At 69.0% G+C, this 21,115-nt stretch carries 21 protein-coding genes; 14 read left to right on the top strand and 7 right to left on the bottom strand.

Translation table 11 applies throughout. The annotated features are described in order from the left end of the window. The first annotated feature begins 23 nt into the window (after window positions 1–23). Window positions 24–473 carry a GNAT family N-acetyltransferase gene (locus EV651_RS08695; RefSeq protein ID WP_166658542.1) on the top strand — a complete coding sequence of 150 codons (450 nt, stop codon included), beginning with the start codon at window positions 24–26 and terminating at the stop codon, window positions 471–473. Here EV651_RS08695 and EV651_RS08690 read toward each other — a convergent pair. Continuing rightward, entirely contained in the window at window positions 470–1,081 is a 612-nt protein-coding gene (locus tag EV651_RS08690; RefSeq protein WP_133783879.1) for a YgjV family protein, read from the bottom strand. The two genes, EV651_RS08695 and EV651_RS08690, sit on opposite strands and share 4 nt — an antisense overlap. 18 nt (window positions 1,082–1,099) lie before the next feature. Here EV651_RS08690 and EV651_RS08685 point away from each other — a divergent pair, with 18 nt between their 5' ends. Further along, entirely contained in the window at window positions 1,100–1,873 is a 774-nt protein-coding gene (locus EV651_RS08685; protein WP_166658541.1) for an aminotransferase class IV, read from the top strand. Window positions 1,874–1,883: 10 nt separating this feature from the next. Here EV651_RS08685 and EV651_RS08680 read toward each other — a convergent pair whose 3' ends face one another. Then, on the bottom strand, window positions 1,884–3,344 hold the full coding sequence (locus EV651_RS08680) for a CCA tRNA nucleotidyltransferase (RefSeq protein ID WP_370352318.1): 1,461 nt from the start codon (window positions 3,342–3,344) through the stop codon (window positions 1,884–1,886). A gap of 24 nt (window positions 3,345–3,368) precedes the next feature. Here EV651_RS08680 and EV651_RS08675 point away from each other — a divergent pair, with 24 nt between their 5' ends. The 9 genes from EV651_RS08675 (at window position 3,369) to EV651_RS08635 (ending at window position 13,968) form a co-directional block, all read left to right on the top strand. After that, on the top strand, window positions 3,369–5,654 hold the full coding sequence (locus EV651_RS08675) for a hypothetical protein (protein WP_133783875.1): 2,286 nt from the start codon (window positions 3,369–3,371) through the stop codon (window positions 5,652–5,654). Then, window positions 5,647–7,293, top strand: coding sequence for a murein biosynthesis integral membrane protein MurJ (gene murJ, locus EV651_RS08670; protein ID WP_133783873.1), 1,647 nt, complete (start codon window positions 5,647–5,649; stop codon window positions 7,291–7,293). The genes EV651_RS08675 and murJ overlap by 8 nt, the downstream gene beginning before the upstream one ends. A 102-nt stretch (window positions 7,294–7,395) precedes the next feature. Beyond that, window positions 7,396–9,051, top strand: a complete 1,656-nt coding sequence (locus tag EV651_RS08665; protein ID WP_133783871.1) for a protein kinase family protein — start codon at window positions 7,396–7,398, stop codon at window positions 9,049–9,051. Continuing rightward, window positions 9,048–9,788: an RNA polymerase sigma factor SigM gene (gene sigM, locus EV651_RS08660; protein WP_238156749.1), complete on the top strand. Its 741-nt coding sequence runs from the start codon at window positions 9,048–9,050 to the stop codon at window positions 9,786–9,788. The genes EV651_RS08665 and sigM overlap by 4 nt, the downstream gene beginning before the upstream one ends. Window positions 9,789–9,902: 114 nt before the next feature. Then, complete coding sequence (locus tag EV651_RS08655) at window positions 9,903–10,664, top strand: anti-sigma factor (RefSeq protein ID WP_133783869.1); 762 nt, start codon at window positions 9,903–9,905, stop codon at window positions 10,662–10,664. A gap of 152 nt (window positions 10,665–10,816) precedes the next feature. Next, a complete protein-coding gene (gene trxB, locus EV651_RS08650) occupies window positions 10,817–11,800 on the top strand; it encodes a thioredoxin-disulfide reductase (RefSeq protein WP_133783868.1) in 984 nt (327 codons plus the stop codon). Window positions 11,801–11,831: 31 nt separating this feature from the next. After that, complete coding sequence (gene trxA / locus EV651_RS08645; protein ID WP_133783866.1) at window positions 11,832–12,161, top strand: thioredoxin; 330 nt, start codon at window positions 11,832–11,834, stop codon at window positions 12,159–12,161. Window positions 12,162–12,210: 49 nt separating this feature from the next. After that, window positions 12,211–13,335 carry an N-acetylmuramoyl-L-alanine amidase gene (locus EV651_RS08640; protein WP_133783864.1) on the top strand — a complete coding sequence of 375 codons (1,125 nt, stop codon included), beginning with the start codon at window positions 12,211–12,213 and terminating at the stop codon, window positions 13,333–13,335. Window positions 13,336–13,617: 282 nt separating this feature from the next. Continuing rightward, window positions 13,618–13,968 carry a VOC family protein gene (locus EV651_RS08635; RefSeq protein WP_133783862.1) on the top strand — a complete coding sequence of 117 codons (351 nt, stop codon included), beginning with the start codon at window positions 13,618–13,620 and terminating at the stop codon, window positions 13,966–13,968. A gap of 4 nt (window positions 13,969–13,972) precedes the next feature. Here EV651_RS08635 and EV651_RS08630 read toward each other — a convergent pair whose 3' ends face one another. Further along, window positions 13,973–16,093, bottom strand: coding sequence for an MMPL family transporter (locus EV651_RS08630; protein WP_238156748.1), 2,121 nt, complete (start codon window positions 16,091–16,093; stop codon window positions 13,973–13,975). Window positions 16,094–16,172: 79 nt separating this feature from the next. Here EV651_RS08630 and EV651_RS08625 point away from each other — a divergent pair, with 79 nt between their 5' ends. Next, on the top strand, window positions 16,173–16,499 hold the full coding sequence (locus EV651_RS08625) for a PadR family transcriptional regulator (RefSeq protein ID WP_133783858.1): 327 nt from the start codon (window positions 16,173–16,175) through the stop codon (window positions 16,497–16,499). On the opposite strand, the gene EV651_RS08620 is transcribed toward EV651_RS08625, so the two are convergent. From EV651_RS08620 to EV651_RS08605, 4 genes are read right to left on the bottom strand one after another with little or no spacing between them, the layout of a single operon-like run. Continuing rightward, window positions 16,479–17,117 (bottom strand): permease prefix domain 1-containing protein, encoded by a 639-nt coding sequence (locus tag EV651_RS08620; protein ID WP_133783856.1) that lies wholly within the window; start codon window positions 17,115–17,117, stop codon window positions 16,479–16,481. The two genes, EV651_RS08625 and EV651_RS08620, sit on opposite strands and share 21 nt — an antisense overlap. Window positions 17,118–17,146: 29 nt before the next feature. Further along, a complete protein-coding gene (locus EV651_RS08615) occupies window positions 17,147–17,536 on the bottom strand; it encodes a DUF2784 domain-containing protein (protein ID WP_133783854.1) in 390 nt (129 codons plus the stop codon). Window positions 17,537–17,539: 3 nt separating this feature from the next. Further along, complete coding sequence (locus tag EV651_RS08610; RefSeq protein WP_133783852.1) at window positions 17,540–18,193, bottom strand: GNAT family N-acetyltransferase; 654 nt, start codon at window positions 18,191–18,193, stop codon at window positions 17,540–17,542. A 51-nt stretch (window positions 18,194–18,244) separates the two neighbouring features. Then, the gene (locus tag EV651_RS08605) at window positions 18,245–18,445 is read right to left on the bottom strand and encodes a hypothetical protein (protein ID WP_133783850.1); all 201 of its coding nucleotides are present in this window, start codon (window positions 18,443–18,445) and stop codon (window positions 18,245–18,247) included. A 194-nt stretch (window positions 18,446–18,639) separates the two neighbouring features. Here EV651_RS08605 and EV651_RS08600 point away from each other — a divergent pair, with 194 nt between their 5' ends. Together EV651_RS08600 and EV651_RS08595 are read left to right on the top strand one after the other, a co-directional pair. Continuing rightward, window positions 18,640–19,950, top strand: a complete 1,311-nt coding sequence (locus EV651_RS08600) for a PLP-dependent aminotransferase family protein (protein ID WP_133783848.1) — start codon at window positions 18,640–18,642, stop codon at window positions 19,948–19,950. Window positions 19,951–20,084: 134 nt separating this feature from the next. Further along, complete coding sequence (locus EV651_RS08595; protein WP_133783846.1) at window positions 20,085–21,032, top strand: D-alanine--D-alanine ligase; 948 nt, start codon at window positions 20,085–20,087, stop codon at window positions 21,030–21,032. The last annotated feature ends 83 nt before the right edge of the window (window positions 21,033–21,115 follow it).

Raw genomic sequence — 21,115 nt, 5'->3', positions numbered from 1 at the left:
CCATGTTGCTACCGTCCTATGGCATGGTGATCGAGGGAGTGGAACTGCGAGCAGCGCCGCCGACCGACGCGGAGGTGCTGGCCCTGACCACCGCGCAACAGGCCGAACTGGCAGCGATGTACGGCGAGGACCAGCCGCTTGTCGGCCTGCATCCTGACATCACCTTCACGGTCCTGGCACTGGAAGGAACACCGGTCGGCTGCGTCGGCCTACAGCCGGTCGGGCCCGGGCTGGGCGAGATCAAGCGGATGTACGTCGTACCGTCGGCCCGCGGCTGGGGCCTGTCGCGCATGCTCCTCGAGGTCGTCGAACAGCAGGCCCGAACAGCAGGCCTCACCAGGCTCCGCCTCGAAACCGGCACCAAGCAGGTCGAGGCGATCGCCCTCTACACCAACCACGGGTACCAGCCGACCCCGCCGTACCCGCCCTTCGAAAACGAGGTCGTCTCCCTCTGCTACGCCAAGGATCTCTAGAGGTTCAGCACCAGGTCTTCGCCTTCGCGGCGGAAGCCCAGGGTTTTGAGGTACGGCGTGGAGTCGCGCATTCGGGGTGGGGCTATGACCTGGTGGAAGCCCTGGTCGGTGAAGACGTCGCTGCGGCGGTAGACGAACTCACCCGGGGTGAAGTCGCGGTACTTCGGCACCACGTAGTCGAGATCGATCTGTGCGCGGCCGGCGCCCGCGTCGTGGGCGAGGACAACGCCGACGGTGCGGTCGCCGTGCTGGACCAGGAACGCGTATGGGCTCGTGGGGAGCGTGAAGCCGGGGTTGAACCGGGTGATGTCCTTCTGGTGCCGCTCGAGGATGTAGCCGAGGTACGCGTCGGCGGCGTTCACCGGGAGCACCTGGTACTCCGCCTCGTCGTGCCGGTGCCGCAGCAGTCGCCAGAGATGTACGACGTTGATGATCGCGAGGACCGCGTTCATACCGACCATCGGCCACACGCCGACGACCGCGTTGAACCCGACCAGGATCACGCAGCCGATCAGGTTCAGGATCCGCAACCGAAGGATCCGGGTCTGCAGCAACGACCACACGACAAGCGCGGATCCGCCCCACCCGATGATGCTCCACACGTCCACACCGCGAGACTAGACGTCGTGAGCGATTTCCTGTTGCTGGACGGCGCCCTGTTACCGACGATCGACCCGAGGTTGCTGCGAGCAACGTCGTACGGTCACTTCACCTCGATGCAGGTGCGCGACGGTCGGGTCGACGGGTTGGACCTGCACTTCGAGCGTCTGGACCGCAGTACGCGGGAGGTCTTCGGCCGGCCGCTCCCCGAGGGCCGTGTCCGCGCCGACTTGCGCGCAGCGCTCGACCAGGCGGGCTCCGGCGACCTGTCGATCCGCGTGAACGTCTTCGCCGACGACGAGCTCCACCTACTGACCCGAGTCGGCCCGCCGGTGGCTCCTGGCACCCAACCGCTCCGCCTGCTCGCCTATCAACACGAACGCGCCGTCCCGCACCTCAAGCACACCGGCACGTTCGACCTCACGTACTACGCCCGCGCCGCCAAGCAGGCCGGGTACGACGACGCCGTTTTCCACACCGCAACGGGCGAACTCTCCGAAGCCTCCATCTGGAACATCTGCTTCGCCCGCGGCCCGCACCTCGTCTTCCCCACCGCGCCGACCCTCCCCGGCATCCGCCAGCAGGTCCTCCAACGCGGCCTCGAGTCCTTCGACACAGCCCCGATCCCGCTCGCCGACCTCCCGACGTACGACGCCGCCTACCTCACCAACTCCATCGACCCCGCGCTCCCCGTCGCATCGATCACAACAGCCACAGGCACCACGACGTACGCCCCACACCATCCCTCAGCGACCACCATCACCAAGGCCTACGCAAGCCTCTCCGGCCAACCGATCTGACCGCAAACGGTCAGGTGCGCTCGGCCCACCAGTGGAGGAGGGCTTCGCGGGCCTGGTCTTCGCCGAGGGGGCCCTGGTCGAGGCGGAGTTCCATGAGGAACTTGTAGGCCTCGCCTACTTCGCGGCCGGGGGAGATGCCGAGGATCTGCATGATCTGGTTGCCGTCGAGGTCGGGGCGGAGGGCGTCGAGTTCCTCCTGCTCCTGGAGGCGCTCGATGCGGGATTCCAGGTCGTCGTACGCGGCACGGAGTGACTCCGCCTTGCGGCGGTTGCGGGTGGTGCAGTCGGCGCGGGTCAGGATGTGCAGCCGCTCGAGCTGGTCGCCGGCGTCGCGGACATAGCGGCGTACGGCGGAGTCCGTCCACTCGCCGTCGCCGTACCCGTGGAAGCGCAGGTGCAGCTCGATCAGCTTGCTGACCTGCTCGATCTGCTCGTTGCTGAACCGCAGCGCCTTCATCCGCTTCCGCGCCAGCTTCGCCCCGACCACGTCGTGGTGGTGGAACGTCACCTTCCGCGCGCCCTCGAACTTCAGCGTCTTCGGTTTCCCGATGTCGTGGATCAGTGCCGCGAACCGAACGACGAAATCGGGCGTCGGAACAGACAGACGAGATTCCAGATCGATGGCCTGATCGAGGACGGTGAGTGAGTGCTCGTACACATCCTTGTGCCGATGGTGCTCGTCCTTCATCAGCTGCAGCGCCGGCAGCTCGGGCAGCACGTGCTCGGCCAGCCCGGTCGAGACCAGCAGATCGAGCCCGACCCGCGGGTGGTCGGCGCAGATCAGCTTCTCCAGCTCGTCGCGGACCCGCTCGGCGGACACGATCGTGATCCGGTCGGCCATCGCGGTCATCGCCGTCACCACGGCCGGGTCGGGCGTGAACTTCAGCTGTGCCGCGAACCGGGCCGCCCGCATCATCCGCAGCGGGTCGTCGGAGAACGAGTCCTCCGGCGTACCGGGGGTCCGGATCCGCTGGTGCGCGACGTCCTCCATCCCGCCGTACGGATCGACGAACTGCCGCGACGGCAACCGGATCGCCATCGCGTTCATCGCGAAGTCCCGGCGGGCCAGGTCGCCGTCCAGGCTGTCGCCGTACGACACCTCCGGCTTGCGCGAGGTGGGATCGTAGATCTCCGACCTGTACGTCGTGATCTCCAGGACCCACTCGCCCTTACGACAACCGATGGTGCCGAACGCCTTGCCGATGTCCCAGACATGGTCCGCCCAGCCGGACAGCAACCGCTCGATCACGTCCGGGTGCGCTGACGTGGTGAAGTCGAGATCCTTGCTCCCCCGGCCGAGGAGAATGTCCCGGACAGGACCGCCGACCAGGGCGATCTCGTGGCCCGCGTCGGCGAACCGGTGGCCCAGTTCGTCGACCACTGGAGCGAGTTCCAGCAGGGCCTGGACTGCTCGCCGCTGTACGGCGGGCAACGATCCGGCGGAGGCTGACTGGTCGGCAAAGGGTGACACGGGGAACTAGGTTACGGTGACGGCGTGTTCAGACGGCGACTGAGGCTCTCCGCGATGGCGGGGGCCTGCCTTGTGGTTGCTGCCTCGGCAGCGACTCTGGGCGCTCCCGCCGAGGCGGCGCCCGCCGACGAGCCCGCGGTCCAGGTCACCATCGACTCGTTCGGCCCGACCGCGCCGAAGCCCGGCCAGCCGGTCGTGATCAAGGGCCGGGTGACGAACACCAGCTCGGTGACGTTCGAGGAACCGCAGGCGCTCGCCTGTATCGACCGGACCCGCCTGGCCAGTACGACGGCACTGGACGCGATCTCGACCGAGCAGAACATCCCGATGAGCGAGCGCGACAGCTGCCGCAACCTGACCAGCGACGAGCAGACCTTCCAGCCGTTCGACCAGCCGCTCGCGCCGAAGGAAACAGTCGACTTCACGCTCACGGTGCCGTGGAAGGAATGGCGGATCAACGACCAGACCGGCGTGTACGTCGTCGGCGTCGCGTTCCGGGGGCAGCCGCCGAACAGCTCGCGGATCATGGCCGGCCGGGCCCGCACCCTGATGCCGGTGCTCGGCAAGGAGCCGCTGACCCGCCCGGTCAACACCGCGCTCGTCGTACCGCTGCGGCATCGCCCGACCCAGCTCGGCGGCAAGAACTTCGCCAACGACTCGCTGGCCACGTCGCTGGCTCCGGCCGGATCACTCGGCCGGCTGCTCGCGCTCGGCCGGCAGCACCAGGTCACCTGGCTGGTCGACCCGGCGATGCTCGACGAGATCCGGCAGCTGGCGAAGGGGTACGTCGTCGTCGGCGAGAACGGCCAGACCACGCCCGGGACCGGACAGGCTGTCGCAACCACCTGGCTCAAGGAGTTCGACGCCGGACGGGCCCGCGGCAACCAGGTCGTGCTGCTGCCGTACGGCGACCCGGACGTGGCCGGTCTCCTGGACGCCGGCGACCCGCTGAAGAAGCTCGTTGCCCAGGCCCGCACGAAGACCGAACGGTCCGGAGGCGAACTGGCCCCGGGCTTCACCAACGGGCTGTCGCTCGAGGGCGGCGCGGCCGCCGGCCGCTACCTGGGCGCGGCATCCGGCGGTTTCACCGGCGCCACCACCGACGATCTGAACCTGGTCAGCAGCTCGTCGTGGTCGGCCGCGACCCGCCCGGTGCTGACCACCTCCCCCGTGTACGACGTCCACACGCCCGAAGGCCCTGCTCAGATCGTCCGCACGGTGATCGCCAACTCTTCCCTGACCACTGGTGGCCCGGATCCGGAGACCGCCGAGAGCCCGCTCCAGGTCCGGCAACGGTTCGCGGCCGTGACCGCGCTGATCGCGGCCGGCGGCAAGGGCGCCGCGTCGGTGGTCGTCGCACCGCCTCGCGGCTGGGACAGCGACGGCCTCGCGACCACCGCGCTCGCGGGAAGTCTGTCGCTTCCGTGGATCAAGGCCACCGACGTGGCCGGCGTGGTGGCTGCCAACCCGAAACCGCTGACCACCAGGGCACCGGCCGCGGCGAAGACGAACGGCGTACTGACCGAAACGCAGCTGGACGGCATCAAGCAGCTCGACGAAGCGACCACCACGATGCAGAACCTGCTCGTCGACGGGAACGCGTTGCCGGAGGTGATGACGCAGGCGCTGCTGCGGTCCACCTCCTCCGGCTGGAACGGGTACCCGGAAGAGGCCCGCCGCTTCGCCGCGATCGAGCTCGGATCGGCCAACCAGCAGCTCGGCAAGGTGCACCTGGTCAACGCGAGCGTGGACCGCGGGCTGCGCAAGGAGATCAAGGTCAACCTGGCCGGCAGCAAGGGCACGTTCCCGCTGACGATCACCAACGACACCGACTGGTCGGTCCGGGTCGGCATCGTGGTCAGCTCGGCGAACCGGTCCGACCTGAAGATCAAGCGGCTGCCGACCGCCGTCCTCGGCCCCGGTCAGAAGTGGACGCCACGGATCACCGCGAGCGCCGAGCAGAACGGCCTGATCCGGGCCAGCGCGCAGGTGACCAACGCGGACGGCAAGCCGGTCGGCAAGCCCCAGGAGCTGCTGATCCAGGCCAGCCAGTACGGCAGCGTCGGCTGGATCCTGGTCGGCGCCGCCTGCGCGCTGCTGTTCGGTACGTCGTTCGTCCGCATCTACCGCCGGGTCCGCACCGAGCGCCGCAACACGGCCGCCGCGACCACGGCCGCCACCGACAGCAGCACCGACAGCAGCACCGACAGCACGACCGCTGATCCCGCCCACGATCGCCCCGAGGCGAACGGCGTACCCGAAGCTCCGGATGCGTCCCTGAAAGAAGGAGTCGGTTCGAAGGATGGCTGACCGCACCCTGCGCTCCGCGGCGGTGATGGCAGCCGGAACGGTGCTGTCCCGCCTGCTCGGATTCATCCGGATCGCCCTGCTCGCGGCCGCCATCGGTACGGCGCTGCGCGGCGACATCTTCACCGCCGCGAACACGATCCCGAACAGCCTGTACATCCTGCTGGCCGGCGGCGTCTTCAACACCGTGCTGGTCCCGCAACTGGTGCGCGCGATCAAGAACCACGACGACGGCGGTCAGGACTTCACGAACCGGATCCTGACCTTCGGCTTCGTCGTCCTCGCAGTCGTCACGGTGGCCTGTGTACTGCTGGCACCGGCGATCGCCGAGCTGTACCTGCCGAAGGAGCTGCACGACCCGTCCCGGGTGACCGAGAAGGCGAACATGATCATGTTCGTCCGGCTCTGCCTGCCGCAGATCTTCTTCTACGGCGCGTTCGTGCTGGTCGGGCAGGTGCTGAACGCGCGTCGCCGGTTCGGTCCGATGATGTGGGCGCCGATCGCGAACAACATCGTCGCGTGCGCGTCGATCGTGGTCTTCCTGCTGATCTACCGGGTCGGCGACAACCCGCCGACGTACAGCCACGGCGAGGAGCTGCTGCTCGGCCTCGGGCACACGGTGGGTATCGCCGTACAGCTGCTGGTGCTGCTGCCCTATCTGAAGGCGAGCGGCCACACCTACAAGCCGAAGTTCGGCCTCCGCGGAACCGGTCTGGGACACACTGCCCGATTGGGCACCTGGACAGTTCTCTTCGTCGCCGTGAACCAGGTGACGCTGGTCGTCGTCACCCAGCTCGCGATCGCCGGTAGCGCCTCGAGTGATCCCGGCGCGAAGGCCGGTCTGTTCGCGTACAGCACCGCGATGCTGATCATCCTGGTGCCGCACGGCATCGTCACGGTGTCGCTCGCGACCGCGGCCCTGCCGCAGATGTCGGCGCTGGCGGCCGACGGGGACACCGCCGAGGTGGGGCGGATGTCCGCGCGGTCGATCCGGCAGACGCTCGCGATCGTCGTACCGGCGGCGGCCGCGATGATCGCGTTCGCCTATCCGATCGTGACGATCATCGCCGGGTACGGCTCGGGTAAGAACAACCTGACGCTGATGTCGTACACGTTGATGACGCTGGCGCTCGGGATCGTGCCGTTCACCGTGCAGTATTTCCAGCTCCGCACGTTCTACGCCTTCGAGGACACCCGTACGCCGTTCTTCCTGCAGTGCGTGATCGCGGCGACCAACATCGCGGCAGCGGTGATCGGGGTCCGGGTCCTGCTGGACCAGGCGCACCTGCGGTTCAGCGGTGTGGTGCTCGGCGGGGCCTATGCGCTGGCGTACCTGGTCGCCGTACTGATCTCGCGGCCGGTCCTGCGGCGCAGGGTGCCGCGGGTTCCGGGCGCGGGGATCGGGCTGCCGCTGCTCGCCATGGTGATCGCCGCGGTGGCCGGCGCGGGTGCGGGCCGCGTGGTGCTCTGGCTGCTGAGCCTGGCGATCGACTGGTCCGGACCCCTCGGTGCGATCCTCCAACTGGCAGCCGCGGCGGCCGTGATGCTGCCGGTGTACGCCGCCGTGTCCCGGGTACTCCGTATTCACGAGGTCAACGACGTGGTGTCCATGGTCACATCGAAGTTGCCGATCCGCCGCTGATCCGAACCGCTTGTGCGTTAGTGCACCACCCGTGCGGTCGGTGGGGCACTAACATGGGGCCTGCGATCAGGCCGCTGGGCATCAAGGAGGGCGAGAGACACCGTGTCGAACCAGACCGTGAGTCCTGGTGCCCTCCTGGCCGGGCGGTACCGGATCGCCGAGTTGCTCGCGGAGATCGACGGTGCCCGGGTATGGCGTGCCGTGGACGAGGTTCTCAGCCGCGCGGTCGTCGTCGACGTCCTGCCGGTCGGTGACCCCCGGACCAATCTGCTCTTCGACGCCGCCCGCCGGGCCGCCGCGGCGAACGACCCGCGGTTCCTGCGGGTGCTCGACTGCGACATGCACGACGGCGTGACGTACTGCGTTCGCGAGTGGGCGGGCGGCCGGACGCTGGAGCGGATGCTCGACAGCGGACCGCTCACCGGACAGCAGGCCGGCTGGCTGGCCCGCGAGGTGTCCGAGGCCCTCGAGAACCTGCATCGCACCGGTTACGCGCATGGTGCGATCAGCCCGGCGACCGTGGTGATCACGGACGCCGGCGCGATCAAGGTCATCGGTGTCGCCACCGAGGCGGCCCTGCGGTCGTCCGGTGCCGGTTCGCCCGAGGAGGACGTCCATTCCCTCGGCCAACTGCTCTACGCGTCGCTGACCGGCCGCTGGCCCGGTCCGGCACCGGCCTGGGGCATGCAGCCCGCGCCCGTCGAGCACGGCCGGCTGTTGAGCCCGCGCCAGGTGCGCGCCGGCGTACCGCGCTCCCTGGACGACATCTGTGACCGCCTGCTCGGTGACCCGCCGCGGCACCACGCGCCGCCGATCACCAGCGCGGCCGGCCTGTCCGCGGCGCTGTCCGGCGTCGTCGGCAGCTCGCACGAGCCGCCGAACCAGATGGACGCGACCGTCCAGGTCGCCCGCCAGAACGGCAGCGTCGACGACGCGACCCAGGTGGTACCGCAGGCCCCGCCGCCGGCGATCGACCCGACCCCGCAATCGACGTACGACGCGGAGCAGAACGGCTATCAGCCCCCACAAGCGGCGTACAGCCCGGCCACCGACACCCGTCCGCTACGCCGGCAGCCGCCGCCCGCGAACGGGAACGGCCGGCGCCGGCACGAGGAGCCGAAGGCCAAGGGCGGCTGGGGCGGCCGGATCCTGATCCTGCTCGCGATCCTGGCCCTGCTGTCGGTGATCGCGATGGCGCAGTTCCTGCTCAAGGGCGCGATGAACAACGACCAGAGCGGCGACGGCGGCACGAAGAACAGTGCCCCGCCGCAGACCAGCACCACCCCGTCGGCGACCACCGGCGGGAAGGCGACGATCGCGAGCGCCAAGGACTTCGACCCGGACGGCAACGGCAACGAGCACCCGGACGACGTTGCGAACACCTACGACGGCAAGGCCACCACGACCTGGACGACGATGTCGTACAGCCGGCCGAACCTCGGCGGCGAGAAGCCCGGTGTCGGTATCTACTACGACCTGGGCTCGCCCACGGATGTGTCGAAGGTGCTGGTCGCGCTGAAGGGCGACGGCACCAGCGTGCAACTGATGGTCCCGAAGAGCGACGGCGGCTCGGCGCCGACGGCGACGGACGGCTGGAAGCCGGTTGCCACCCAGGAGAACCAGCCTGAGGGTACGGTGACCCTGACGCCCTCGGCACCGACCGAGACGCAGTACGTGCTCGTCTGGCTGACGAAGCTTCCGAAGGAAGACGGCGGCAAGTACCGGGGCACGATCTCGGAGGTCACGATCCAGAAATGACCGCTCACGTGGACTCGGGCAATCCGCCGCCCCGGCCGGACGTCCCGCGCATCGGCGCGGACGCGCCGGTCCCGCAGGGCGCGGCCCAGCCTGCCGCAGCGATCGGTCAGGCGGGCGGACCGGTGAGCTACGACCAACTGGACGACCACGAGCTGCTGCGGATGCACGTGGCCGGCAACCCGGACACGTTCGGGTTCCTGGTCAAGCGGCACCGGGACCGGATGTGGGCGGTCGCGATCCGGACCCTCGGCGAACCCGAAGAGGCGGCGGACGCGCTCCAGGAGGCATTCATCTCGGCGTTCCGGCGGGCCGACTCGTTCCGCGGGGACGCGAAGGTGACCACCTGGCTGCACCGGATCGTGGTGAACGCCTGCCTGGACCGGATCCGCCGCCGTCAGGTGCGTGCCGCCGACCCGCTGCCCGAGGACGAGGACCGCGCCGCAGAGCTGGCCGGGCCGGCCGAGGACGACCCGGCCGAGGTCCGGGAGCGCCGGCTGGACGTGCTGAACGCGCTGAAGCAGATCAACGAGGACCAGCGCGCCGCACTGGTCCTGGTCGACATGGAGGGGTACTCGATCGAGGAGGCGGCCGCGATCCTCGACTGTGCCCCCGGCACGGTCAAGTCGCGCTGCGCCCGCGGTCGCGCCAAGCTGCTCCCGCTGCTGCGTCACTGGCAGACGACCCGGCAGACCGACGTACCGGAGAAATCCGCCGCGGAAGCGGTGGGAACCGAATGACCCGGTTCCCCGTCCTAGCGAAGTCGCCTGCCTCTGGCGACCGGACGACTGACGCCTTCGACCGGAGCTTCATATGACCACCCCGCGCACCTCCCGTGAGGAGGCGAGCCCCTGATGACCGATCCCGGTCTGCCGACCAGTGAGCACCTCGAGCACCTGGACACGGACACGATCGCCGACCTGATCGAGAACCTGCTGCCTGCCCCCGAGGCGCACCGCGCTCGTGAGCATGTGAAGGCATGCCCGGAGTGCCAGCAGACGTACGACGCCCTTCTGCAACTGACCACCGACCTGGCCGAGGAAGGCCGCAGCGACATCCCGATGCCGACCGACGTCGCCGAGCACCTCGACGCCGTGATCGTGTCCGAGTCGGTGCTGCGCGCGTCCACCGTCGGGGTGCACTCGCTGGCCCAGATCCGTGAGGAGCCGCGCCGGCACCTGCCGAAGCTGCTCGGCGCCGCGGCCGGTGTGGTGCTGATCGCCGCACTCGGCGTCGGCGTGGTGATCGCCACCAAGGACCAGGCAAACGAGGGCTCCGCCTCCGCCGACCCGAACACCCCGCCGGCCGACGCGGTGGCGGTCAGCACGAAGGACATCGGTCCGTCGACCCAGCGGTGGCTGGATCACACCCCGAATTCGATCATGCACGGCTCTGCCGACGAGCAGTCGTGCGCCCGGTCGTTCGCGACCGGCCAGGCGAATTCGAACGTGCGGCTGGTCCAGCCCGCCAAGATCGACGGCAAGCGGGCCACGATCATCGGATTGCAGGGTTCCGGGCCGGGCGAGGTCCAGGTCTTCGCGGTCACCGGATGTAGCGCCCCCGGCGGCGTAGCCACCTCGTTCTTCGAGACCACAGTCACGCTGCGCAACCGCTGAGTCCACGCGCCGTGCGGCAATGCGGTACGGCGGCCCGGCGATGGGTACCGTATTCACACGGTCCCACCCCACCACCCGGCTCCGGGGAATGGTCGGCCTCTAGGATCCGTTGAGTACGACGTCACTGTCTCGACGACACGAGGAACGCCTGCATGAGCGACACAGTTCGCAACGTCATCATTGTCGGCTCCGGCCCGGCCGGTTACACCGCCGCGGTGTACGCCGCCCGCGCGGCACTGGAGCCGTTGGTCTTCGAGGGCTCCGTCACCGCCGGTGGCGCGCTGATGAACACCACCGAGGTGGAGAACTTCCCCGGCTTCTCGCAGGGCATCATGGGCCCGGCGCTGATGGACGAGATGCGTACGCAGGCCGAGCGTTTCGGCGCCGAACTGGTGGCCGACGACGTGACCAAGGTCGACCTGACCGGCGAGATCAAGGTCGTCACCGACTCGGCCGGCACCGAGCACCGCGCCAAGGCCGTGATCCTCGCGATGGGTTCGGGCTACCGCAAGCTGGGCCTGCCCGACGAGGACCGGATGTCCGGGCACGGTGTGTCCTGGTGTGCGACCTGTGACGGCTTCTTCTTCCGTGACCACGAGATCGCGGTCGTCGGCGGTGGCGACTCCGCCGTCGAGGAGGCCACCTTCCTGACCAAGTTCGCGAAGAAGGTGCACCTGGTGCACCGCCGCGACGAGCTGCGGGCCTCGAAGATCATGGCCGACCGCGCGTACGCCAACGACAAGATCGAGTTCCACTGGAACTCCGCGGTCGACAAGATCCACGGTGACGACAAGCTCACCCACCTGACGTTGAAGGACACCGTCACCGGCGAGACCCGGGAGCTGCCGGCCACCGGTCTGTTCATCGCGATCGGCCACGACCCGCGCTCGGAGCTGGTCAAGGGCCAGGTCGAGCTGGACGCGGAGGGGTACGTGCTGGTGAAGCCGAACAGCACCGAGACCAACCTGCCCGGCGTGTTCGCCGCCGGCGACCTGGTGGACCACACCTACCGGCAGGCGATCACCGCGGCCGGCACCGGCTGTGCGGCCGCCCTGGACGCCGAGCGCTTCCTGGCCACCCTCGAGGACGCGGCGACCGCTGCCGCCGCCGCGGCCACCCAGCCCGTCTCTGTCTGACCTGACACCACCACCTGAAGGAGATACGCCCGTGGGCGAGAAGATGAACGCTGTCACCGACGCCGAGTTCGACGCTACGGTGCTGAAGAGCGACAAGCCGGTCCTGGTCGACTTCTGGGCCGAGTGGTGTGGCCCGTGCCGCCAGGTTTCCCCCATCCTGGAAGAGCTGGCGCAGGACCACAGCGACAAGATCACGTTCCTGAAGATGAACGTGGACGAGAACCCGGTTACCCCGAGCAACTACCGGGTTACCGGTATCCCTACCATCAACGTCTACGTAAACGGTGAGCTGGCCAAGTCCATCGTCGGCGCCAAGCCGAAGGCGGCGCTGCTGAAGGAGCTGGCCGACTTCACCGCCTGATGCAGCACGGCCTGAGCACCACCCGCCGCACGGCAAGGAGTAGTGACTGATGGAATCCCCGCACGGCGTCTACCGGATCGGCGACAGCGGTGAGGCCGTCGCCGAGATCGTCGGCAAGCTGCAACGGCTCGGGCTGCTGACCGGCGGCCACGACGTCTACGACGAAGCGGTCGCGAACGCCGTCCGGGGATTCCAGCAGGAACGTGGGCTGATGATCGACGGGATCGTCGGCCCGCAGACGTACCGGGCGATCGACGACGCGCGCTGGCGGCTGGGCGACCGGCTGCTGACGTACGTCCCGTCGCACCCGATGAGTGGTGACGACGTCCTGAGCCTGCAGGCGAAACTGCAGGAGCTCGGGTTCGCGGTCGCCCGGATCGACGGGATCTTCGCCGCGGACACGCAGCGCGCGGTGACCGAGTTCCAGCGCAACATGGGTCTGCCGGCCGACGGCACCTGTGGGCCGTCGACGTTCAAGGCACTGCAGCGGATCCGGCCGATGGCTACCGGCGGCCGTCCGGACGCACTGCGCGCGCGGGAAGCCGTCCGCGCCGCCGGCCCGCGGCTGTCCGGGAAGACCGTGGTGATCGACCCGGGTCACGGCGGCTTCGACTACGGCTGGGAGGGCTACGGCCTGCGCGAGTCCGACATCGCGTACGACCTGGCCGCCCGGATCGAGGGTCGGCTCGGCGCCACCGGCGTACGGGCGTATTTGTCGCGTGGGCGCGATCAAGGGCCGGACGAGCTGGCCCGGGCCGCGTTCGCGAACGAGACGGACGCGAACCTGTGCGTCTCCCTGCACACCGACGGGTCAATGAACCCGGCCGCGCAGGGCGTCGCGACGTACTTCTACGGCAACGACCTGCACGGCGCCACGTCGAGCGTCGGCGAGCAGTTCGCCGGCCTGGTGCAACGCGAGATCGTCGCCCGCACCGACCTGCTGAACTGCCACACCCACGCCAAGACCTGGGATCTGCTGCGCCGGACCAAGATGCCGGCGGTGCGCCTCGAGATCGGGTACGTCACGAACCCGCACGACTCCGCCCGCCTGGCCGACCCGGCCTTCCGCGACGTGATCGCCGAAGCGATCGTGGTCGCCATCCAGCGTGTCTACCTCCCCCCGGAACAAGACGCCGCCACCGGCATGCTCCGCTTCGGCCAACTCACGGTCTAACCAGCTCCTACAACACACGAGCCGGCTGCGCCGACCCAGCGAACCCCCGACCGGCGTTCAGGCACCCGCCGTCCTCGAGTCGTGGATTTCGGCAGCCGACCGCAACCTCGCCCCAAGCGGTGAAGGGCGGCGCATGCATTCTGAACAGGAGGTGTCCCGTGGCTGGGTAGTGCACCTGAGCGTGATTGTGTTCGTGCGTACGGTGTCTCGCTGGTGCTCTACCTGTCGAGCTTGCACACCATCGGCCGACTGGCGGGCACCGGGACTGTTCAGGGAGGGTTCATGGCGCATCCAGTCGTTCATGCCGAGATCAGGTCGGCGGATCCCGACAAGACCCGGGAGTTCTTCGCGGAGTTGTTCGGGTGGAAGGTCGCGTCCGAGGGCGCGGTTCCTGGATACACGTTCATCGACACCGGAGCCGAGGGCGGCCCGTACGTCGCCATCAGCCCGCGGCAGACCGCCGAGGACGAGGTGCTGTTCTTCGTGGCCGTCGAGGATGTCGCAGCGACTCTTGCGCGCGCCGAGGGGCTGGGCGGACATATCGTCCAGCCGGCTCGGCACGTGCCGGGCACCAGCTTCGGTGTGTTCGCCGACGCGCAGGGCCACAAGATCGGAGTCGCCGCCACCGAGTGATGGGCTACTCCTTTTCGAGTGCGATCTTCGGGAGGGCGCGGTCGAGGCTGCTCGGTAGCCACCAGGCGCGGTTGCCGAGTAGCCGGAGTACTGCTGGGACGATGACGCAGCGGATCAGGAGTGCGTCGAGCAGTACGGCGGTCGCCAGGCCCAGGCCGAACTGCTTCAGCATCCGGTCCGGGCTCAGCAGGAAGGCGCCGAAGACCACGATCATGATCGCGGCCGCCGCCGTGATCACGCTGCCTGTCGTCGCCAGCCCTTCCCGGACCGCGACCTGTGCATCGCCCGTACGCCGCCACTCCTCGTGGATCCGGGACACCAGGAAGACCTCGTAGTCCATCGACAACCCGAACACAATCGCAAAGATCATCACCGGGACGAACGCCTCGATCGGTCCGGACTGCGCACCGAACCAGCCCTGCTGGAACACCAGTGTGATCACCCCGAGCGAGGCGCCGATGCTGAGCAGATTGAGTACGGCGGCCTTCAACGGGATCAGCACCGACCGGAACACAGCCATCAGCAGCAACGCCGACAAGCCCACCACGACCAGCACGAAGATCGGCAGCCGCTTGCTCACCGCGGCAGCGAAGTCGTCCGCAGCTGCCGTCGACCCACCGACCAAGTACGTCGCATTGGTCCGTGACTCCAACGTCGGCAACGTGTCGTCGCGCAACCGCTGCACGAGGTCGCTCGTCGCCGCGTCCTGCGGAGCCGACTTCGGGAACGCCAGCACCGTGGCGATCTTGCCGTCCGGCGTCACCTGCGGCGGCGTCACCGCGGCGATCCCGGGATCAGCGGCCAACGTCTGCCCGAGCGCCTGCGCCGCAGCCTGATCCCCCTCGGACACCACGACCAATGGACCGTTGAACCCGGGCCCGAAGCCTTCCGCCAACAGGTCGTAGGCCTTCCGGCTCGTCTTCGCCGGATCGTCCGTCCCCGCGTCCGCGAACCCGAGCCGCATCCCCAACGCCGGAAGCGACAACGCCACCAACGCGAGAACGCCGAGCACCAACGGCACCCACGGCCCACGCTGCACAACGCCGGCCAGCTTCCGCCAACCGTCGCCAGGCGTACGCCGTTGCTTCGCGGCATGCTTGCGCACGCTCCGCTCGATCCGCTTCCCGAAGAGCGTCAGCAACGACGGCAGCAACGTCACGGCAGCGAGCATCGTCATCAGCACGGTCAACGTGACCCCGAGCGCCACGCCTTGCAGCGAACCGAGTCCCAACGCCAGCAGGCCGAGCAGCGCGATGACGACGGTGCAGCCGGCGAACATCACCGACCGGCCCGCGGTGTCCAGGGCAACGACCTTCGCGTCGGCCTCGCCGTTCAGCAACTCGTGGCGATAGCGCGAGAAGATCAGCAACGCGTAGTCGATGCCGACACCGAGCCCGACCAGCATCATCACCGGCGTCGTGTACTCCGGGACCGTGAACAGGTGCGACGCGAGCATCAGCAACGCGACCGTGCTGCCGACCGCGAACACCGCGGTCAACAGCGGAAGCGTTGCCGCAAGCAACGATCCGAAGAGGAACACCAGGATCACCAACGCAGCCAGGATTCCCGCACCCTCGGACGCGCCACCCGAACTCTCGGCAGCGTTCCGGGCCAGATCTCCCCCGGCCTCGACCTGGAACCCCGGCCGCGCGAAGTCCTGCGCTCGATGGATGATCGTCCGGACGTCGTCCACCGGCATGTCCGCCACGGCGACATCCAGTCCGACCGTCGCATACGCCGTACGTCGATCTGTCGACATGGCACCCGGACCGGCGAACGGGTCGGCGACCGAGACGACGTGCGGGAGCCCGCGGACCACCGCGAGCATCGACGCGACCCGCGACTTCTCCGCGTCGAGGCCGCCGTCAGCCTGGAAGACGAGCTGGACCGAGGCCGTGTCCCCCTTCGGCTGGTGCGCCGTGAAGATGTCCGTCACCCGCTGGGAGTCGGTGCCCGGCAACGAGTTGTCGTTCTTGTAGGTGGCGCCGACCACCGTCGCCGCCGCGGTGACCGCCGCCAGCACGAGCACCCAGAGCAGGAGCGCCAGGCCGGCGTGCCGCATCGCCCACCCGGACACCCGGTGCAGCAGACCGGGCCGGGCGGCTTGTCGGATCTCGGTGTCCATCGTCATAGTGAATCCCTGATAAGTAGATTGGCTACATGTTGCCTCTCGACAGTAGCAGGCATATGAGTAGACTGGCTACATGAAGGCGGATGCGCTGCGTGGACACCTGGACCCGATGATCCTGGCGGTCGTCGAGCACGAACCGCTGCACGGCTACGCGATCATGGAGGCGTTGCTGGAGCGCAGCGGCGGTGAGCTCGATCTGCCCACCGGCACGCTCTACCCGGCGCTCCGGCGGCTCGAGCGGGCCGGTTACCTGGCCAGCGAATGGAGCACGGTCGGCGGGCGGAAACGCCGTACGTATCAGCTCACCGGCGCCGGTACGAAGATGCTTGCCTCAGGCAAGCAGGAGTGGTTGACGTTCCGCGCGGTGGTGGAAGGCGTGCTACGCCCGGGCCAGGCGTAGGCAGCGTCCCGCGTGCAACGCCACCAGGAACAGCGGCAGGACGACAAAGCCGACGACGACGGTGAGGTCGAGTGATCCGACCGGGCTCTGGCTGCTCACCGGCATCGCGAGGCTGATGAGGCCGACCGCCGTCGCACCGACAAGCGCGAAGATCCCGGTGACGCGGCTGACGTGGTCCCGGACGACCGGGTGGCGCATCCCGATGCCGGCCGCGAGGACAGCCAGCACGGCGCCAGCTATGACCACAGATCCGACGCCCCGCACAAGGTCCTGGAGGAAGTCGTTCAGCGGGGACCTGGTAGGCGCGTCCTGACTCCACGCCCAGACTCCTTGCCGCCAGATGAGCGGCTGGACGATCAACGACGCGAACAGCAGCATCGCGGTTAGCCGGCCCTGGCTGACCGCCAGCTCGGCCCGATAGCCCGGCGCGACCTCCTCGAGCGTCCCGAACTCGGCCACCGCGTGCTTCTCCGCGTCGTACCTGTCCAGCCCGTCCGCCTCGAAGGCCTCGGTGGCGTCGGTCAGGTGGTCGCGGGCCTCGGCCAGCAGGTCCGCCTTGCGGCGCCGAGGCCCCCAGAGTTCCTTGCTCAGCGCAGCCAGGTACTCGTCGATGGGCACCCCTCCAGTATGGGGACGACTCCGGGGTTTCACGTCCGGGGTCCCACTGACTCGCCCCTGAGCTTCGTCGTACGGCGCCGTACGACGAAGAATCCGACGTACCCGATCACCACCAGGGCGAACCCGACCTTCTCCGCGACCGGCGTCGCACCGTCGGGCCACAGCCAGCCGTTGAGGTAGTGCTGGATGTAGCCGCCCGCGTACACGCTCTCGCCGCCTTCACGGCGGAAGAACTTCTCGGTCGCCGTCACCGGGCAGCCGAAGTCGACCAGCACGATCACCAGGTTCCACACCACGATGCCGAGGTGGACCCAGATCAGCTTCGGCCAGCGCCACGCAAGAAACGCGCCGATCGCGAAGAACAACAGCAAGGCACCGTGCGCGATCATCACCACGTCGGCCAGCGCCCGCCACACCACTGGCTACTCCGGGCCTGATCTCAGGGCATCGCGAACCGTCACCGGCCCGGCCGGGGCCTTCTCCGGCCTGATCGCGCCCATCAGGCGCTCGACGGCGGCCTCCATCTCGCTGCGCCAGGTGATCGCCGAACGCAGGTCCAGCCGCAGCCGCGGATTGCGTGGGTGCTCTCGTACCACCGTGAAGCCCACCGCGCACAGGAAGTCGGTCGGCCAGACACAGCCCGGCCCGTCCCACCGCGAGTCCCCGAACGCCTCCACGGCCCGGAAGCCGCGCTTCAGGACGTCCTTGGCGACCGCTTGGACCAGGATCTTCCCGAGCCCGAGTCCCAGGTACCGCGGGCGGATCCGGCCGGTCGCGAGGACGACGGCGTCCGGGCTGACGGGCGCGGTCGGAAACGCCTGAATCCGGGGCAGGTACGTCGCCGGCGCGTACACCGCGAACCCGGCCGGCTCGTCGTCGACGTACAGAACGATCCCGGCGGTCCCCCAGTCGAGCAGCAACTGGGACAGCCAGGCTTCCTTCTCCAGCCCGGTGTCACCGTCCCGGGCCGCCTGGCGCGCGGCCACCGGGTCCAGTTGCCAGAACACACAGTCACGGCACGGCACCGGAAGCTCACCGAGATTGGCGAGCGTCAGCGGTTCCACCCGTCGGGCCATCAGCGCATCCGATCGGCAATACAGGCTGTTAGCTTCGTCACGGTCCGTATGTCATCGGGCGGCTGGCTCGGCCGCCGGTTCGGGGACGGGGACCGGGGTCCGCGCGTCCGTGGTGCGGGTCGCCTGAGGAGCGACGTACCGCTGCTGCACCTGCCCTGCGGGTTGCCGCCTGAACAGCTCGCCCGCGAACCCGGCCAGCACGCCCACCGCCAAACCACCGAGCGTCCAGCCGGCTGTCCTGCCCACGCTCATCCTTGATCCGCCTTCCGAGTCCACCTCTCAGGCCGCACCAGCCGGGCCGGCTGTCTCAGCAGCCAGATTCCGGCATGGTCGAACCTGCCCCTATAAGGCATGGTAGTGAGAGGTCACGCCGATCCCCAGCCCCGACTGGGGTCTGTCGACGTAACCTGGTGACTTCCCCCTCGATCACCGTTGGAGTGGCCCCCGTGAGTGCTGACGTGCCCGATGTCCGGCAGACCCGACTCGACAACTACGTCGAGGCGTACGCAGCCCGGACCAAGGGCATGACCGCATCGGAGATCAGAGCGCTGTTCTCGGTCGCCAGCCGGCCGGAGGTGGTGTCGCTGGCCGGCGGCATGCCGAACATCGGCGGTCTGCCGCTCGACGTCGTCGGCGGCGCGGTCCGCGACCTGGTGACCGACAACGGCGCCACCGCGATGCAGTACGGCTCCGGGCAGGGCGATCCGGCGCTCCGCGACCAGATCTGCGACATCATGCGGCTGGAGGGCATCGAGGCCCATCCCGACGACGTCGTGGTCACGGTCGGCAGCCAGCAGGCCGTCGACCTGGTGACGCGGGTGTTCTGCGATCCCGGCGACGTGGTCATCTGCGAGGCACCGTCGTACGTCGGCGCGCTCGGCGTCTTCCGCGCGTACCAGTGTGAGGTCGTACACGTCGCGATGGACGACGACGGCGTCGTACCGGAGGCGCTGGAGCAGGCAATCGCGTCGGTGCGGGCGGCCGGCAAGCGGATCAAGTTCTTCTACACGATCCCCAACTTCCACAACCCGGCCGGGGTTTCGCTGTCCGACGAGCGGCGGGCGCGGGTGCTGGAGATCTGCCAGCAGGCCCAGCTGCTGATCCTCGAGGACAACCCGTACGGGTTGCTCGGGTTCGAGGGCGAGCCGCAGCAGGCGCTACGGGCGGCGGATCGCGAAGGCGTCATCTACCTCGGTTCGTTCTCGAAGACGTTCGCCCCCGGGTTCCGGGTCGGTTGGGCCGTCGCGCCGCACGCCGTACGGGAGAAACTCGTGCTGGCACAGGAGTCCGCGACGCTGTGCCCACCGACGTTCAGTCAGCTCGCGATCTCGTCGTACCTGGTCCGGCACGACTGGATGGGGCAGGTGAAGCAGTTCCGGGAGATGTACCGCGAGCGCCGCGACGCGATGCTCGCGGCGTTGACGGAAAAGATGCCAGCGGCAACCACCTGGACGCGGCCGACGGGTGGGTTCTACGTCTGGCTGACGTTGCCGGAAGGGCTGGACGCGAAGGCGATGCTGCCCCGGGCGGTCACGGCGCGGGTCGCGTACGTGCCCGGAACGGCGTTCTTCGCCGACGGTTTCGGCTCCCAGTGCATGCGGCTGTCGTACTGTCATCCGACGCCGGAGCGCATCACCGAAGGCGTCGGCAGGCTCGCCGCGGTGATCAACGAGGAGCTCGAGCTCCGGCAGACGTTCGGCCCACTGACACCAGGCGCCGGGCACGGCTACGACGCCCCAGGGCCAGAACTGAGCTAGGTTCCGGTTCGCAAAGGTTGCGCAAGGGACCTACGGGCGGGCGGGGGTCCAGGATGCGGTAGGGGTACCGTTCGAGTGGGCCTCGGGACCGGCGACCGTGCCGGAGTCGCCCACGAGTGATCGGGATATTTGTGATGAGTGATCTGGGTCGAGTGCTGGTACTGGCAGGTGGACTGTCGCACGAGCGGGACGTCTCGCTGAGGTCCGGCCGCCGAGTGGCGGACGCCCTGCGCAGTGTCGGCGTGGAGGTCGAGCAGCGCGACGTCGACGCCTCCCTGGTCGATCGTCTGCGCCAGGATCCCCCGGACGCGGTCTTCCCCGTCCTGCACGGCGTCACCGGCGAGGACGGCGCACTCCGCCAGGTCCTCGACCTGTACGGCGTTCCGTACGTCGGAGCCGACGCGGCAGCGTGCCGCACGGCGTTCGACAAGCCCGTGGCCGCGACGGTCGTCGGCGCTGCGGGCCTGCACACCCCCGCGTCGGTCGTGCTCGGGCATGACACGTTCCGCGAACTGGGTGCCGCCGCGCTGATGGAGGCGGTGATCCAGCAGGTCGGTCTGCCGCTGGTCGTGAAGCCGGCGCGGGGCGGTTCGGCGCTGGGTGCGTCGATCGTGCGGTCTGCCGAGGAACTGCCGTCGGCGATGGTGAACTGCTACGCGTACGGTCCGGTCGCGTTGATCGAGCAGTACATCGACGGGACCGAGGTGGCCGTGACGGTCGTCGACGTCGGCGACGGACCGCGGGCACTGCCTGCGGTGGAGATCCGGCCGGACTCGGGTTTCTACGACTACGAGGCGCGCTACACGGCTGGGGCGACACAGTTCGTCGTACCTGCGCGACTGGAGCCTGAAGCCGCCGGTGCGTGCGCTGCAGCCGCTGTACAGGCGCACCAGGCACTGTGCCTGCGTGACCTGTCCAGAACGGACCTCGTCGTGGACGCGGCCGGTGTGCCGTGGTTCCTCGAGGTGAACGTGGCGCCCGGAATGACCGAGACGTCACTCGTCCCCCTGGCCGCCGAGGCAGCCGGCATCGAACTCGGCGTCCTCTGCCGCGACCTCCTCGCCACCGCAGCAGCCCGCTGACCCCCGAAGTCCCCATGCCCGACCCCCACGACCCACCGCCCCCCGCCCCCGCCAGCACATCCGATACCAGGGCCCCCGGCACC

It is taken from the genome of Kribbella sp. VKM Ac-2571 (genome assembly GCF_004362255.1).
Taxonomy (GTDB): Bacteria; Actinomycetota; Actinomycetes; order Propionibacteriales; family Kribbellaceae; genus Kribbella; species Kribbella pratensis.
This window is presented reverse-complemented; position numbering and strand designations above follow the sequence as displayed.